This is a genomic window from Fodinicurvata fenggangensis DSM 21160 (assembly GCF_000686045.1).
In the GTDB taxonomy this organism is placed as follows: Bacteria; Pseudomonadota; Alphaproteobacteria; order Kiloniellales; family DSM-21159; genus Fodinicurvata; species Fodinicurvata fenggangensis.
This window is the reverse complement of sequence record NZ_JMLV01000002.1, coordinates 434,676-449,492: the sequence shown is the minus strand read 5'-3', so window position 1 is coordinate 449,492 and position 14,817 is coordinate 434,676. Positions and strand designations below refer to the sequence as shown.

Below are 14,817 nucleotides of genomic sequence, written 5' to 3'. Positions count from 1 at the left end.
GGCCTATCCATCCTTTTCGTCCATATCCGGTGGCAGTTCAAAGCCGTAATCGGCCAGGATGCGCCGCGCTTCCGGCTGCTGCAGATAGGCATAGAAGGCCTGGGCCGTCGGACCCGCACCCTTCATCAGGACCATGCGCTGGCGCAGGGGACTGTGCCAGGATTCGGGCAGCAGCGCAGAGTCGCCCCGTTCCGACAGGGCCGTGGACCGGGCCAGGGAATAGGCCACCAGGCCGCCCTCGGCGTTGCCCGATACGGCGAACTGTGCGGCCTGGCTGACATTTTCACCCAGGATCAGCGCCGGCTGGATGGCCTCCCACAGCCCCTTATGCCGCAGAACCTCGGCGGCCCGCGCCCCATAAGGCGCATGTTCGGGATTGGCAATGGCAAAACGGCGCAGGCGCCCATCTTCCAGGGCTGCCTCGAGTTCATTCAGTTCGGCATCGGCCTTCACGCTGGAATTGCCCGGCACAATGATGACCAGCCGGCCCAGGGCATAGAGGACACCTTCATCCTGGGTCAGGCCCGCGTCCGCCAGCATCTCCACATAGGCCTCGTCCGCCGAAAGGAACAGCTCGAAACCGGCGCCCTGGCGAATCTGCCGGGCGAAATTGCCCGAAGACCCGAAAGACAGGCGAACCTCCTGGCCACTCTCCTCCTGGAAGCGCGCTGCCACCGCTTCCAGCGCAAACTGCAGGTCCGAAGCCGCTGCAACCAGGGCACGCTCCTCGGTCGCTGCGGCCGGGCTCGCAAGCAGCAGGCCTGCAAGCAAGGCCAGGACCTGCAAGGGACCGCGCCAAGAATGCCGGCGGCTCTGCCATCTAATCCGAATCATGGCCCAAGCCTAGCGCAGAAGTCGCAACGTCCATAGCCTCGATCACCTGCTTGCGCCGTCTTGCCGCTGCTGAAGGCTCCGGGCCTTCTCAAGCAGGTCCCGGTGGTCCGGTTTGCGGTCCTGTTCAAGCCACCAGTCCTCCAACTGACTGAGCAGACGCCCCAGCGCCGGCCCCTTCTCGAATCCGTCGGCCAGGAGGTCGCGCCCCTTTATGGGCAGGGGCTTGGGCGTCCAGTTATCAACCCGTGCCATCACATCATCCGAAAGTGGCTCGTCCAAACGCGCCGCAATCACGCGCAACTGATCGGCAACCAATTGCGGGCCGCGTTCGTGCAGAGCCCGGCGCAACTCCAGTGTATCCGGCGGATAGCGCTTGAAGGCGTCGGCCTGGCAAAGTGCTGCCAGGCGGCTGGTCTCGACCCGGGACAGGCGCAGGCGCTGGCTTGTCCGTTCCACGGCTTCAGGCGCGGCCGGCAGCAAAGCGGCAAGGCGCAGCAAGGAATCAGCCGCAAGCTCCAGCGCGCGCAAACGCCCCAGGCTGGCGATGTCCAGCCTATCCGGCAGCAGGTGCGGCAGGATGCCCTGTTCGGCCATCAAGGTGAGGGTGTTCTCCGGTTCCGGGGCCGCCAGCAGCTTCAGCAATTCCACACGGATGCGTTCACCCGACAGCGTGGCCAGCTGTGGAGCCGCCTCAGCGGTGGCACGCAGGGCGGTTTCCTCGGGCCGCGTCCGTCCGTAATGGGCCAGGAAGCGATAGAACCGCAGCAGGCGCAGGTAATCTTCGGCAATGCGAACGGCCGGGTCGCCGATGAAACGCACCCGCCCGGCCTCAAGGTCTTCCAGGCCGCCGAAGTAGTCGTAGAGCCAGCCCTCGGGATCGCAGGACAGGGCATTCATCGTCAGGTCGCGCCGTGCAGCATCGGCGCGCCAGCAATCGGTGAAGGCCACCACCGCACGGCGTCCGTCGGTTTCCACGTCTCGGCGCAGGGTCGTGATCTCGAAAGGCTGGCCCCGAACCACGGCCATGACCGTGCCGTGGGACAGGCCAGTGGGAATGACCTTCACACCGGCGGCCTGCAGCACCTCCATGACGCGCTCCGGTGGCGCCGGAGTCGCCAGGTCGATATCGCTCAGGAAGCGCCCCAGAAGGCTGTCGCGGACACAGCCGCCGACATAGCGCACCTCCACCGCAGCGGCCCCGAGAGCCTCCAGGACCTCTGTCACGGCGTCAGGGTCACCCAGAACCGGGGGCGTGATTCGCCGAACCGCTGCGTGCCTTTCCTCCATGAACCTCTCGTGAATGCTGGTAACGGGCAGGCATTATCGAGCGAAGAGCAGCAGCTCGCAAAAGTTTTTCAGCATACCGGCAGTGGCGCCCCAGATATAGCGCTCACCATAGGGATAGACGTAGAAATAGCGTTGCTGACCACGGAACTCGCGACTTTCAGTGCGACAGTTCTGCTCGTCCAATACGAAGGACAGCGGTATCTCGAAGATTTCCTCCACCTCGCCGGGATCCGGATTCAGCTCCAGCGGCGGCTCCAGGGCACCGACAAAGGGTGTGATCTCGAAGCCTGTGCGCGTGATGTAGGTTTCCAGCTGCCCCAGGGGACGCACCTGGCTGCGCGGCAGGCCGATCTCCTCCTCCGTTTCGCGGAGTGCACAGGCCAGGGGGCCATTGTCACGCACCTCCAGCCGTCCGCCGGGAAAGGAGATCTGGCCGGCGTGGCAGGAAAGATGGTCGGCCCGACGGGTCAGCAGGATGTTCAGGCCATGCGAGCGCTCCACCAGGGGCACCAGGACGGAAGCGGCCCGCAACTCCATGGAGGGATCATAGAAATCCGGGTCGGGATTCAACTCGTGATCCCCGCGTAGCCCGTGATCGGATTGGGAGGGCGCACGTACAGAGGGTTTCGGGACATTCCCGGTCACCAGGGGCGCGCGTCGCTGCAGACGCTGGCTCACCCTTTCGAGGTCGAGGTCGTCTGCGCCGCTTTCTCCAGGGGAAAGAAGGTGTTCCTGCTCCATATCCCCAGTGTTTCCTCCCCATTGTATGTTTCGGGCACCGCCAGTTCGACCAGATGATAGAAGACCGAACGGGCCAGGCGGGCCTCAAGGTTGTCGCGTACTGTTATATAGGGCCGGGGCTCACCGGTTTCAGCATCCTGCTCTACGCGCAGAGGATGATCGCTGTCCAGCACAACCCAGTCATCGACATTCGTGCGGAAGCTGAGCACGCGCGCCTGGCCATCCCCTTCTTCCTGCATTTCCTCGGCGATGAAGGGGGCATCCTCCACCTCGATGCGGCCACGCTCCACGGGCGTCACCAGCCAGTAGGTACCGTCATCTTCTCGCCGCAAAACAGTGGAAAAGAGTTTGACCAGCTGCATGCGCCCGATGGGTGTGCCGCGATAGAACCAGGTGCCGTCACGGGCAATGCGCATGTCGAAATCGCCACAGGACGGAAAGTCCTCCGCAGTCGGCTGAGGCGACTCGCCAGAGTCCTGCTGTCCGTCTATGCTTGAGGCTGCCGGGCTTTCATTCGAGGTCATGGCCTTGTACCACTCCATCAGACTCGCCAGAACAGGAGACGCGGTTAACGTGATGACAAACGCTGCTTCCCCTTCCGAAGCCGGGGCCGAGCAGGTCGCCGCAGAGATCGACTCCCTGGGACGGCGGCTGCAGAGCCTGCGCAGCGCTGTCGGACAAGTCATATTTGGGCAGCAGGCCGTCATCGATCAAACCCTTATTTCGCTCCTGGCCGGCGGCCATGTCCTGCTGGTCGGCGTTCCGGGCCTGGCCAAGACGCGCCTGGTGGAAACCCTGGGCCTTGTTTTCGGCCTGGAGGATCGTCGGATCCAGTGCACGCCCGACCTGATGCCGGCGGATATCGTCGGCTCCGAAGTGCTGGACCAGCTTGCCGATGGCAGCCGCAGTTTCCGCTTCGTGCCCGGCCCCATCTTTGCCCAGGTCCTGATGGCCGACGAAATCAACCGCGCCAGTCCGCGCACGCAGTCGGCCCTGTTGCAGGCCATGCAGGAACAGCGCGTCACGGTCGGCGGACAGTCCTATGACCTGCCGCAGCCCTTCCACGTCCTGGCCACCCAAAACCCCCTGGAGCAGGAAGGGACCTATCCCCTGCCGGAAGCCCAGCTCGACCGCTTCTTCATGGAAATCGACGTGGACTACCCGGACCTGGACTCCGAGCGTCAGATGTTGCTGGCCACCACCGGCGCTGAGAAGGCGGAAGCGCCCCAGGTTTTCGATGCCGCGGAACTGATGGCCGCACAGGCCCTGGTGCGCCGGATCCCTGTGGGAGAACAGGTGGTCGAGGCCATCCTGGCTCTGGTGCGGCAAGGCCGGCCGGAAAGCACCGAATTGGAGGACGTACGCCGTCACGTGGCCTGGGGCCCGGGGCCGCGCGCCAGCCAGGCGCTGATGCTGGCGGTACGTGCCCGCGCCCTGCTGGATGGCCGCCTGGCCCCCTCGTTGGACGATGTCGTTGCCCTGGCGGCCCCAGTCCTGCGTCACCGCATGGCCCTGAACTTTGCGGCCCGAGCCGAAGGCGTGGGTGTCGAGGACATTATCGAACAGCTCTGCCGACCCTACGCATAAGGACGCAAAGGTCATGGCCGCCACGCCGGGAAGAACGGGACCTGCAGCCGCGCCGCTGAGGCAGGAGGCCGAACGCCTGTCCGGGCCCTTGCCGGCCTTGCAGGTTGCCGCCGAGCGCGTGGCCGCCACGGTCGCCCAGGGCCTGCATGGACGGCGCCGCACGGGGCAGGGGGAGGCCTTCTGGCAGTTTCGTCCCTATGAGAGCGGGGATCGCCTTCAACAGATTGACTGGCGGCAAAGTGCCAAGAGCGACCGGCTCTATGTCCGCGAGCAGGAGTGGGAAGCGGCACAGTCGGTATGGCTGTGGTGCGACCCCTCGGCCTCCATGAACTGGACCTCCGATGCGCGCCAGCTGCCCACGAAGCAGGGGCGGGCCAATCTGCTTGCCATGGCGCTGGCCTGCCTGCTGCTCAAGGCCGGTGAACGCGTGGCCCTGCTCGATTCGCCACGCCCACCGGCCACGGGCCGGGCGGCCCTGTCGCGCCTGTGCCAGGAACTTGAACAGCGACAGGCCTCGGCAGGACCGGCCACCGCCGCTGATCTGCCACATGACCCGCGTGTACCACGCTATGCACGCCTGCTTCTGTTCGGCGATTTCCTGAAGGTGGACGACCAGGTCCATGACCATCTGCGGCGCTATTCGGAAAACGGAATCCGGGGACAGCTGGTCCAGGTTCTGGACCCCGCCGAGCTTGCCTTTCCCTATCAGGGACGCATCCGATTCCGTGGCCTTGAGGGCGAACCCTCCTGGCTGGTCAATCGCAGTGAGAGCCTGCGCTCGGACTACCTTCATGCCCTTGAGCAGCAGCGCGCCCGCCTGACGGACGCTGCCAGGTCCCTTGGCTGGGGCTACAGCTTGCACAGCACAGGCTCTTCGGCCGAGCAGCAACTCTTAACGCTTTATCAAGGCCTTAGTGACGGCCCGGCAGCGGGAGGGCTCTGATGCTCGCCCTCGGCCCCCTTGCCTTTGCCAGTCCCTGGCTGTTGCTGGCCCTTCTCGGCCTGCCGGCCCTCTGGTGGCTGATGCGCGTCACGCCACCGGCGCCGCGTCACCAGACCTTTCCGGCGATCGGGCTGCTGCTTGGCCTCAAGCCCGCCGAACAGACACCCGCCCGCACTCCCTGGTGGCTGCTGGCGCTGCGCTTCCTCCTGGCCGGGCTGGTCATTCTGGCCTTGTCACAACCGCTTTTGAATCCGCAGCCGGCTGCGCGCCAGGACGGTGCTTTCCTGATTGTCATCGACAACGGTTGGTCGGCCGCCCGTAACTGGCAGCAGACCCGGACGGCGGCCGAACGCCTGCTGACACAGGCCGAACGCGAGAACCGTACGGTCTATCTCCTGACGACAGCCGATCCCGAGAGGTCCGATCCCGGAGCAGAAGACCCTGCCTTCGAGCCGCTGGACGTTGCCACCGCCCGCGAACGTCTGGCCGTGATTGAACCCCATCCCTGGCCGCCGCGCCATGAAGCACTGGCAAGCGCGCTTCGCGCATTCCCGCGTGACATCGACGTGGTGCCCTATTGGCTCAGCGATGGCGTCCAGACCGACGGCGCGGATCAAAGCGGTGTCGACAGCCTGGGCGAAGTCATGAACCGCCTGGGCGACCTGGCGGTTTATCGGCCCGCAGAAGAACGCCTGCCTCACCTTCTGCAGCCGCCGCGTGAAACCGGAAGTCACCTGCAGCTCACTATACAGCGCCTGTCCGAAGGTTTTGAAGAGAGTGTCACACTGCTGGTGCAGGATGGCGAAGGCCGGATTCTGGAACGCCTGCCCGTCAATTTCACGCCGGCCAGTCTGGAAACCACCCTCACGCTGGAATTACCGCTCACGTTGCGAAACCGGGTGGAACGGCTCAGCCTGGAGGGTGAAGCTGGCGCCAACGTTGTGGTACTCAGTGATGAGCGCTGGCGTCGGCGTCCAGTGGGTCTGCCTCTGGCCGGGGACAGCGAACGCCGCCAGCCGCTGCTGAGCGACAGCTACTACCTGACACGGGCCCTGTCGCCCTTCACCCAGGTAACCGAGGCGCCCCTGGAGCAGCTTCTGGAAACGCCCCAGGCATTGATTGCCCTGCCGGATCGTGTCCTGGACGAAAGCGAAGCCCGTCAGCTTGACGCCTGGATCCAACAGGGCGGCCTGCTCCTGCGCTTTGCCGGACCACGGCTGGCGGAGTCGGAAAGCCGGCAGCTGCTGCCTGTCGATCTTCGCCAGGGGGGCCGCACACTGGGCGGGACCCTGACCTGGGACCAGCCGATTGCCCTGGACGATTTCCCCGAAGACAGTCCACTGGCCGGGCTGCAGGTGCCGGAAGAAGTCACTGTCTCCAGCCAGGTCCTGGCACGCCCTGACCTTGGCCTGAATGACAAGACTTGGGCGCGACTCGAAGATGGCACTCCCCTGATCACCGCTGAGCAGCGTGGCGAGGGCTGGCTGGTGCTTGTACACACCTCCGCCGGCCCGGCCTGGAGCAACCTGCCGCTATCCGGTCTTTACGTGGAACTGCTGCGTCGGCTTGTTGCCTTCTCGGCCGGTGTGAGCGGAGCGGGGGACGGCCCCCTGCCGGCCTGGCAGGTCCTGGATGGATTCGGACGACTGCAGGATCCGGCGCCAGAGGTGCGACCCCTGCCGCAAGACACAGGCACAGCCCGGATCGGGCCGCGCCAGCCTCCCGGGTATTACGGGGGTGAAATAAGCCGCCAGGCCTTGAATCTGGCGCCTGCACTCTCCGCAGCCGGAACGCTGCCCTCGCTTGGTGATTACGGCGAGGAACGCAGCTACGACAGCGGCCCCGAGCGGCCTCTGATGCCCTGGTTGCTCAGTGCGGCCCTGGGACTGGCGCTGCTGGACCTGCTGATCTCCCTGGGCATGCGAGGACTCCTGCCGTCCCGGGTACTCTTGCGAAAGGGCACGGGCCTGCTGGCTTTCGCCCTGTTGGGCGGCCTGGCCCTGTCGCCGGATGCGCAGGCACAGGCGGAGCAGAAGGAACAGCGTGCGCTGGAAGCCAGCCTGGAAACCACTCTGGCCTATGTGCAAACCGGGAATCCCGAGCTCGACCAGCGCAGCCGGGCTGGGCTAACCGGCCTAAGCCAGGTCCTGACGCGACGCACGACAATCGAGCCGGGCCCGCCCAAGGGCGTGCGCCCCGGCGAGGACGAACTGGCCTTCTACCCACTGCTCTACTGGCCCGTTTCGAGCCAGCAGGACCCCCCGGATCGGGCTGCGGAAAGGGCATTGCAGGATTATCTCGATCACGGCGGCACACTCCTGCTGGATCTGGGCGATGGCCGGGGCAGCCGCCTCGACGGGGACAACCGGCTGCGACGCTTGCTCTCCGGGATCGAGATACCGCGCCTTGTCCCCGTTCCGGGCGATCATGTGCTCACACGGGCTTTCTACCTGCTGCAGGAATTCCCCGGACGGTACGAAGGCGAAACGCTTTGGGTCGAGGAGACCGAGGAAACACGACATGACGGCGTTGCCACGGTGATCATTGGCAGCCACGACTGGGCTTCGGCCTGGGCCGTGGACGAGCGCGGCCGCCCGCTGTCCGCCGTGGTCCCTGGCGGCGAACGCCAGCGGGAGATGGCCTTCCGCTTCGGGGTCAACCTCGTGATGTATGCCCTGACCGGGAACTACAAGTCCGACCAGGTGCACGTGCCCTTTATCCTGGAACGGCTGGGACAATAGGCATGTTGGACGCACTCTCGCTGACCTTCGCTCCCGTCATTCCATCCTGGCTTCTGCTGGCGGCCGCGGTCCTGTCGCTTGCCTTGCTGCTGCTTGGTCTCTTCAGCCGGGCCTCCGGCCTGCTGCCGCGAAGCCTGGTCCTGGCCATACTGCTGCTGGCCCTGGCCAATCCCGCCGCGGTCCACGAAGATCGTGAAGCGCGTGATGACGTGGCGCTGGTCGTGGCCGACCGCAGCGCCAGCCAGAGCCGCATTGCGCCGCGCCCCGAGCAGACGGATCGCGCGCTTTCCCGACTGAGAGAGCAACTGGACGGCCTGGACAACACCCGCGTCCAGGTTCTGGAAAGCCGTGGCGAAGGAAGCGGCAGCGCCGCCGGGACGCAGTTGTTCCAGGATATATCCGACAGCCTGTCCGACATTGGGCGCGACCGTGTCTCGGCCATCTTCGTGCTCAGCGAGGGCCGGATTCACGACACGCCCGAAACCCTGCAGAACCTGGGTGTGGATGTCCCGATCCATCATCTGAAAACCGGACGGGAAAACGAACGCGACCGCCAGATCACGGTCGAGGAGATGCCCGCCTTCGCCCTGGTGGACCAGAGCGAACGCCTGCGCTTTCGCGTAGAGGACCTGGGGGGCGTCCAGGGCAACGGCCAGGCCGAGGTTACGCTTTTCCTGAATGGGGAGCCGGTGGAACAGCTTCAGGTCCCGGTGGGCGAAACCCGGGAGTTGCCCTTCACCCTGGAACGCCGCGGCGCTTCGATCCTGGAACTGGAAGTTGCGGCCGCACCGGAGGAACTGACCGAACTCAACAACCGCGTTGCCACCACGGTCAACGGCGTGCGCGATCGCCTGCGTGTCCTACTGGTCTCCGGCGAACCCCATCCGGGCAGCCGCGCCTGGCGCAACATCCTGAAGTCCGACCCCTCCGTGGACCTTGTGCATTTCACCATTCTGCGCCCCCCTGAGAAGCAGGACGGCACACCCATCGACGAGCTGTCCCTGATCGCCTTTCCCACGCGTGAGCTCTTCGAAGTCAAGCTGCCGGAATTCGACTTGGTGGTCTTCGACCGTTACCAGCGGCGCGGCGTCCTGCCGGCCGCCTACTACAACAACATTGCGGCCTATGTGGAAAACGGCGGCGCCCTGCTGGATGTCTCCGGTCCGGACTATGTCTCGCCCATGTCCCTCTGGCGCACCGGCTTGCGCCGCGTCCTGCCCGCCGCCCCCACGGGCGAGATCTTCGAGCAGCCTTATCGGCCGGATTTGACGGAAACCGGCGAGCGCCATCCCGTCACCAGCAGCCTGCTCGATCAGGTCCCGCGTGACGAGACCGGCCAACCGGCCTGGGGCGAATGGTTCCGCTTGATCGACAGTGATCCCGGTGCCGCGGACGTCCTCATGTCAGGCGCCAGCGACAGACCCCTCCTCCTGCTCTCGCGGCAGGAGCAGGGCCGGGTGGCACAGCTGTCCAGTGACCAGATCTGGCTCTGGGGCCGGGGCTATGATGGCGGCGGACCCCAGCGTGAACTGGTGCGGCGGATTGCGCATTGGCTGATGAAGGAACCCGACCTGGAGGAGGAGGACCTGCTGGCCGAGACACGCGAGGACCGGCTTGTGATCACGCGGCGCACGCTTGACGACGATACGGACCCCGTAGAGGTCACGCTGCCGGACGGACAGACCCGCAGCCTGTCACTGGAACAGCGCGCACCCGGCCGCTTTGAAGCCAGCCTGCCCATCGACCAGCAGGGTCTCTATCGCGTCGAGCAGGAAGATTTGCTGGCCCTCGCGGCCCTGGGGGCCATCAACGCAAAGGAATTCGAGGATCCGCGCGCAACTGCGGAGATCCTGGACCCTCTGCGCGAAGAAAGCGGCGGGGGTCTGGCCGAGCTGCATGCGGAGGCCGTGCCGGCCCTGCGCAAGGTTGCCCAGGGGCGCGACCGTCACGGTGCCGGTTGGATGGGTGTCCTGGATCGCCAGAGCTATCGTGTGACCGGGGTCGAGCGCACGCCCCTGCTGCCCGGACTGTTGCTCCTGTTGCTGATCCTGGGCGGACTCATGGCCGCCTGGTACCGCGAGGGGCGCTAACTGCGGAGCGCATTTTCATGTTGAGATACATCAACATGTAGCAAACCCACCTACAGATCGCTTTCGGGTAGGGATTCCCCTCGGAGTCGCTGGCGCGTATATTGGTAGGCGGAGGTAACGGCATGAGCAATGGCACAGTAACAATTTCGTCTCATCACCCAGGTGAACCCGATGATGCCGACTTTGCACTCATAATCGATTTCGAGCCAAATTCCGCACGCCCGCAACGTGTTTTCCAGGCAGCAGATGGAATGATCCGCGCATTGCAGCGTTTAGATCATTCTCTGTGTATATCTGTAGATACACACATTGAGCCAATCATGATGTTGGAAGAAATTGAAAGCGGCTCAATCAAGATTTGGCTAAAAAGCGCATTGGAAGCTACTGATGATCAGGCATTAAAAGATCTAGATTGGCGCTCTGTTATTGGAAAATATCTCGTTCGAGCAAAATATGCTTACATTAATTGGTCAAATAAAGAAGGGGGATCCTTGATTGATCTTGCAAAGAATTTGAAGAATATCGCAAGTGAGACGGACGTAAAGCACCTTCCCGACTATGCTCCCCCATCTGTTCAAGAACTAGCTGAAACTGCCAAAGAAATAGATCAGGCCAAGTCCCACCTCACTGAGTTTGATAAAATTACATACCAAGCCCGAGGGGAAAAGCCAGTAGATTTTAACTTATCAGTTCATTGGACTAGCCAAGAACTTTCAGATTTTTCTATTAAAGAGCGAAAGACATTTCACAATATGGAAATGAATTTGATTGTTAAGCGCCCAGATTATTTGGGGAATGCAAAATGGGAATTTCGACACGGGAAGATACCGATTTCTGCAAAGATTGAGCATGCCGATTGGCTTAAGGAATTTCAGGCACGCAATGTTGATGTCCGCCCAGGCGACGCACTCAAGTGTCTTGTTACCATAGAACACGACTACGGCCATGATAACGAATTAATCGATGTAAAACACACAATCACAGAAGTACAAAAAGTGATTTGGAATCAAGCCTCACAAGGGGACATTTTCGATGATTACTCATAAAGCTGAACCAGCTCCCGGATCGAGAGGGGTTCCCGCCCGTAGCTGCTCCTGATCCTCGGTAGCTAGTCACCAACTGGTACCGCGAAGTGTGCTAGACTGGCATCATACTGCGTGCCTCAAGATCGATATACATCAACTCTTCGTCCAGGTAAGCGTCTCCCTCTCGGATCGAGCGCGGTTCCCGGCCATAGCTTTGGAAGCCGAGGGATTGGTAGAGCCGGAGCGCGCTTGTATTGGCGGCGACCACGGTCAACAGCAGCAGGGAGACTTCAGTCGCCGCGTATTCGATGAGCCGGTGCAACAGCTCTTTTCCAATGCCTTGCCCCCGCTCACTGCCCCGCACGTACATGCCCCAGATCAGGCCCTTGTGCTGGAGCTTGCTGCCGCTCAGGCGCGCATAGCCTGCCACGCCCACCAGCTCGTCGTCGCGAAAGGCGCCGAGCACGTATGTCTCGGCAAGACGCTGCTCAGTATACTGCAAGGGCAGGTCCTGCTCGTCGTCGACGGCGTGGCGGAAGCTGGTCGGCTCCAGGGTCAAACCCTCGGCGCGCAGGCGCCGGAAAACCTTGGCATCCCCGGGCAGGAGCCGGCGTATGCTGAGAGCTGCGGACATGCGCGGGCAGAACCGTCAGACTTCGGCGGCGCTGCCCGTCGGCAGCGGACAGCTGACGCCTGTGCCGTCCACGCCACAGTAGCCGTTGGGATTCTTCGCCAGGTACTGCTGGTGATAATCCTCGGCGAAGTAGAACGGCCCGGCTTCACCGATTTCCGTGGTAATGGCCCCAAAGCCCTTGTCCGACAGGGCCGCCTGATAGGCCTTCACGCTTTGCTCGGCTTCCTGGCGTTGGGCATGGCTGGTGAAATAGATGGCGCTGCGATACTGGCTGCCCACATCGTTGCCCTGACGCAGGCCCTGGGTCGGATCGTGCTCCTCCCAGAAGACCTTCAGCAGGTCGCGGTAGCTCACTTGGGTCGGATCGTAGACCACACGCACGGCCTCCGTGTGACCGGTGCCGCCCGAACAGACCTCTTCATAGGTCGGATTGGGCGTAGCCCCGCCGGCGTAGCCGACCGCGGTCACGTAAACGCCGGGAACCTGCCAGAACAGGCGCTCGACGCCCCAGAAGCAGCCCATTCCGAAAACTGCGGTCTCCAGGCCTTCCGGGTAGGGCGGCGCCAAGGGGCGCCCATTCACGAAGTGCCTGCCGGGCTCGACGATCGGTTCATCACGTCCTGGCAGTTCACGGCCGGACGTGGGCATTTCCGCGCTGCGCTTCAGGAAAAACATGGTCGACCCTTTTGATTGTCAGAGATTCCATGGAAGTCCCTGAAATATAGGCCCGCCTGCCGGGAATTTCATCCGGTCCGTTACGCTTTCCGGCCAAAGCTGGGGATGAGGCGGCACAGCAGGGCATCCAGGGACAGCAGGCCCGGCCCGCGGATCAGGACCAGCAGCAGCAAAAACATCCAGAAATAGTGCACCGGATTGGCAATGGCGTTTTCCTGCCCCTGCGGCGTCTGGCCGACGACGAACTGGATCACGGCCGTCATGACCAGAAGCCCCAGGGCCGAGAAACGGCCGGCAAGGCCCGCCATCAGCAGGATCGCCAGGCCCAGTTCGCCGGCCGTGATCATCGGTGCTGCCAGGGCCGCCGGCAGGAAGGGAACCGGGTGAATCTGCGTGAAGAGGAACTCCTGACTGCCCCAGTTGGTGATGCGCGCCCAGCTGGCATTGAAGAAGATCAGGCCGATCCAGATGCGCGCTGCGAGCAGCAACAGCGGCATGCCCAGGAATTCCAACTGCGTCGTCGCTCTCTGCCAGTGCGGCAGCCACCTGCCCGGGAGGTCACTGCGTGTCATCGCTCTCTGCTCCATTGAACTGTCCATGATCCCGTTATCCCTTTTCAATCGTTCATCTGCCGGCCGGGAAAGTGAAGGCGCCCAGCGGCAGGAATTTCACAAGGAAGCGCTGCAGGTCGAACGCCGGCTGCTCCAAGAAAGCGCTTTCGGTGGCGGCCTCCAGGCCCAGCCCCTTCTCCAGGGCCGCGAACAGGGCAGCTTCGCCGGTGCCGAGCGCACAGACCGCCACTTCACGGTCCTTGCGCAGGACGGCCAGATGTCGCGTCTCGCCTCTGACCTCGTTCCAGGCTCTCTCCCCGGCCTTGTAGCGGTCCACATCGTGCCCCAGCCAAAGCAAGTGCGTGGCCGGATGCAGCGGCAGGCCTGAACTCAGAAGGACCTTGGGCGCCAGTGCCTGCAAGGCCGGCAGGTCGAGTACATCCGCATCCTGCGCAAAGGCCGCCTGCAGACAGCTCCACTCCAGGCGCGCGAGATCGGCGAGGGCGGACTTGCCGGCTGTATGTGCATAGGTCTCGAGGTAACGCGCCAGTCCTTCGCCATAGTCGGCAAGCACGGCCTGGCGCGGCGGATGGTCCCGTATATAGGCGCGGGCGAGCACCCCGAAGTTCCGCGCCCCCAACACGCCTTCCAGGCAAGGGTAGGCGGCGGCCAGGGTCTGGCGGAGCGAATCCTGGACCGTTACCCGGTAAACCGACAGACGCGCAGCCGGATCGACACCCGTGACGCTCAGGGGGCGCTTGTCCGTACCCTCCAGCACGGCCTGGGCCATCTCTCTTTGGAAATCACGCAGCATGGCTGGCCGCTCCGCTTGCAGCGAGCCTTCGGGCGGCGCCGTCCGCTTCGCCCAGCAGGACGGGCAGCGGTGGCAGGGCGGTATCCCATTCGATCAGCGTCGGCCGGGGACCGGAGAGCTCGAGAAGCCTCTCATAGAGTTCCCAGACCTCGGAACAGACGCGGCTGCCGTGATCGTCGACCAGCAGTGTTCCCTGGGCGTCTGTCCGGCGCGCATGTCCGGCCAGATGAACCTCGCCGACGGCTTGTAGCGGCAGGCCTTTGAAACATTCGGAGAGATCCCGTTCGTGATTGACGGCGGAGACATAGAGATTGTTCACGTCCAGCAACAGGCCGCAGCCCGTGCGACGGACCACCTCGGCCAGGAAAGCATTCTCCGGGATGACGCTTTCGGCAATGGCCAGATAGGTCGAGGGATTCTCCACCAGAATCCGGCGGCCGAAGGCTTCCTGGGCGCGATCCACGTTCCGGCAAACCACCTCGAGCGCTTCTTCGCTGTAGGGCAGGGGCAGAAGGTCATTCAGGTAAACGCCATCGACGACGCTCCAGGCAATGTGCTCCGACACCAGGGCCGGGGCAAAGCGGTCATAAGCCTGCCGCAGGCGCGCCAGGTGCGCTTCATCCAGCCCTTCGGCCGAGCCGAGCGAGAGACCGACGCCATGGAAGCTCAGGGGATAGTCGCAAGCGATGGACTCCAGCTCAGCCAGGCGCGGCCCCCCACTCACAAGGTAGTTTTCCGAATGGACTTCCAGCCAGGCGACCTTCTGACGTTCTGCAAGGAAATCCGGCACGTGGCCCTGCCGCAACCCCACTCCCGCGGCAGCGGGAAGGGGCCAGCGGCCGGCCGGGGCGGGAGTAACCGATGAGACAGTCATGGCAATCCTCCCGAACCCCAA

At 63.8% G+C, this 14,817-nt stretch carries 14 protein-coding genes; 5 read left to right on the top strand and 9 right to left on the bottom strand.

Annotation, left to right across the window (positions count from 1 at the left end):
• Positions 1-3: 3 nt before the first annotated feature.
• From modA to BP38_RS19145, 4 genes are read right to left on the bottom strand one after another with little or no spacing between them, the layout of a single operon-like run.
• Complete coding sequence (modA, locus tag BP38_RS0105315; RefSeq protein ID WP_081816464.1) at positions 4-834, bottom strand: molybdate ABC transporter substrate-binding protein; 831 nt, start codon at positions 832-834, stop codon at positions 4-6.
• 42 nt (positions 835-876) lie between these two features.
• Positions 877-2,121, bottom strand: coding sequence for a CCA tRNA nucleotidyltransferase (locus tag BP38_RS0105310; protein WP_035723643.1), 1,245 nt, complete (start codon positions 2,119-2,121; stop codon positions 877-879).
• A 33-nt stretch (positions 2,122-2,154) separates the two neighbouring features.
• Positions 2,155-2,862: a CoA pyrophosphatase gene (locus tag BP38_RS0105305; protein ID WP_026986888.1), complete on the bottom strand. Its 708-nt coding sequence runs from the start codon at positions 2,860-2,862 to the stop codon at positions 2,155-2,157.
• Positions 2,796-3,404, bottom strand: a complete 609-nt coding sequence (locus BP38_RS19145) for a DUF1285 domain-containing protein (protein ID WP_035723640.1) — start codon at positions 3,402-3,404, stop codon at positions 2,796-2,798. Before BP38_RS19145 ends, BP38_RS0105305 begins: the two co-directional genes overlap by 67 nt.
• 34 nt (positions 3,405-3,438) lie before the next feature.
• Here BP38_RS19145 and BP38_RS0105295 point away from each other — a divergent pair, with 34 nt between their 5' ends.
• The 5 genes from BP38_RS0105295 to BP38_RS19140 all read left to right on the top strand — a co-directional run bounded on the left by BP38_RS0105295 (position 3,439) and on the right by BP38_RS19140 (position 11,269).
• On the top strand, positions 3,439-4,449 hold the full coding sequence (locus BP38_RS0105295) for an AAA family ATPase (RefSeq protein WP_026986887.1): 1,011 nt from the start codon (positions 3,439-3,441) through the stop codon (positions 4,447-4,449).
• A gap of 13 nt (positions 4,450-4,462) precedes the next feature.
• The gene (locus BP38_RS0105290) at positions 4,463-5,392 is read left to right on the top strand and encodes a DUF58 domain-containing protein (RefSeq protein ID WP_035723638.1); all 930 of its coding nucleotides are present in this window, start codon (positions 4,463-4,465) and stop codon (positions 5,390-5,392) included.
• Entirely contained in the window at positions 5,392-8,133 is a 2,742-nt protein-coding gene (locus BP38_RS0105285; protein ID WP_026986885.1) for a DUF4159 domain-containing protein, read from the top strand. Before BP38_RS0105290 ends, BP38_RS0105285 begins: the two co-directional genes overlap by 1 nt.
• Before the next feature lie 2 nt (positions 8,134-8,135).
• Positions 8,136-10,223, top strand: coding sequence for a membrane protein (locus tag BP38_RS0105280; protein WP_026986884.1), 2,088 nt, complete (start codon positions 8,136-8,138; stop codon positions 10,221-10,223).
• A gap of 122 nt (positions 10,224-10,345) precedes the next feature.
• Positions 10,346-11,269 (top strand): hypothetical protein, encoded by a 924-nt coding sequence (locus BP38_RS19140; RefSeq protein WP_155992209.1) that lies wholly within the window; start codon positions 10,346-10,348, stop codon positions 11,267-11,269.
• Positions 11,270-11,360: 91 nt separating this feature from the next.
• On the opposite strand, the gene BP38_RS0105270 is transcribed toward BP38_RS19140, so the two are convergent.
• The 5 genes from BP38_RS0105270 to bufB all read right to left on the bottom strand — a co-directional run bounded on the left by BP38_RS0105270 (position 11,361) and on the right by bufB (position 14,796).
• Positions 11,361-11,882 carry a GNAT family N-acetyltransferase gene (locus BP38_RS0105270; protein WP_026986883.1) on the bottom strand — a complete coding sequence of 174 codons (522 nt, stop codon included), beginning with the start codon at positions 11,880-11,882 and terminating at the stop codon, positions 11,361-11,363.
• A 15-nt stretch (positions 11,883-11,897) separates the two neighbouring features.
• Positions 11,898-12,557 (bottom strand): peptide-methionine (S)-S-oxide reductase MsrA, encoded by a 660-nt coding sequence (gene msrA / locus BP38_RS0105265; protein ID WP_026986882.1) that lies wholly within the window; start codon positions 12,555-12,557, stop codon positions 11,898-11,900.
• An 80-nt stretch (positions 12,558-12,637) separates the two neighbouring features.
• On the bottom strand, positions 12,638-13,156 hold the full coding sequence (locus BP38_RS0105260) for a DoxX family protein (RefSeq protein WP_081816463.1): 519 nt from the start codon (positions 13,154-13,156) through the stop codon (positions 12,638-12,640).
• Positions 13,157-13,181: 25 nt separating this feature from the next.
• Positions 13,182-13,922, bottom strand: coding sequence for an HvfC/BufC N-terminal domain-containing protein (locus tag BP38_RS0105255; RefSeq protein ID WP_026986880.1), 741 nt, complete (start codon positions 13,920-13,922; stop codon positions 13,182-13,184).
• The gene (gene bufB, locus BP38_RS0105250; protein WP_051608992.1) at positions 13,912-14,796 is read right to left on the bottom strand and encodes an MNIO family bufferin maturase; all 885 of its coding nucleotides are present in this window, start codon (positions 14,794-14,796) and stop codon (positions 13,912-13,914) included. Before bufB ends, BP38_RS0105255 begins: the two co-directional genes overlap by 11 nt.
• Between the last annotated feature and the right edge of the window lie 21 nt (positions 14,797-14,817).

Coding starts and splice junctions, on each gene's coding strand:
- BP38_RS0105270 (WP_026986883.1), bottom strand. CDS start 11,882: ATGTCCGCAGCTCTCAGCATACGCCGGCTCCTGCCCGGGGATGCCAAG.
- msrA (WP_026986882.1), bottom strand. CDS start 12,557: ATGTTTTTCCTGAAGCGCAGCGCGGAAATGCCCACGTCCGGCCGTGAA.
- BP38_RS0105295 (WP_026986887.1), top strand. CDS start 3,439: ATGACAAACGCTGCTTCCCCTTCCGAAGCCGGGGCCGAGCAGGTCGCC.
- bufB (WP_051608992.1), bottom strand. CDS start 14,796: ATGACTGTCTCATCGGTTACTCCCGCCCCGGCCGGCCGCTGGCCCCTT.
- BP38_RS0105280 (WP_026986884.1), top strand. CDS start 8,136: ATGTTGGACGCACTCTCGCTGACCTTCGCTCCCGTCATTCCATCCTGG.
- modA (WP_081816464.1), bottom strand. CDS start 834: ATGATTCGGATTAGATGGCAGAGCCGCCGGCATTCTTGGCGCGGTCCC.
- BP38_RS0105285 (WP_026986885.1), top strand. CDS start 5,392: ATGCTCGCCCTCGGCCCCCTTGCCTTTGCCAGTCCCTGGCTGTTGCTG.
- BP38_RS19140 (WP_155992209.1), top strand. CDS start 10,346: ATGAGCAATGGCACAGTAACAATTTCGTCTCATCACCCAGGTGAACCC.
- BP38_RS0105310 (WP_035723643.1), bottom strand. CDS start 2,121: ATGGAGGAAAGGCACGCAGCGGTTCGGCGAATCACGCCCCCGGTTCTG.
- BP38_RS0105260 (WP_081816463.1), bottom strand. CDS start 13,156: ATGGACAGTTCAATGGAGCAGAGAGCGATGACACGCAGTGACCTCCCG.
- BP38_RS0105255 (WP_026986880.1), bottom strand. CDS start 13,922: ATGCTGCGTGATTTCCAAAGAGAGATGGCCCAGGCCGTGCTGGAGGGT.
- BP38_RS0105305 (WP_026986888.1), bottom strand. CDS start 2,862: ATGGAGCAGGAACACCTTCTTTCCCCTGGAGAAAGCGGCGCAGACGAC.
- BP38_RS0105290 (WP_035723638.1), top strand. CDS start 4,463: ATGGCCGCCACGCCGGGAAGAACGGGACCTGCAGCCGCGCCGCTGAGG.
- BP38_RS19145 (WP_035723640.1), bottom strand. CDS start 3,404: ATGGAGTGGTACAAGGCCATGACCTCGAATGAAAGCCCGGCAGCCTCA.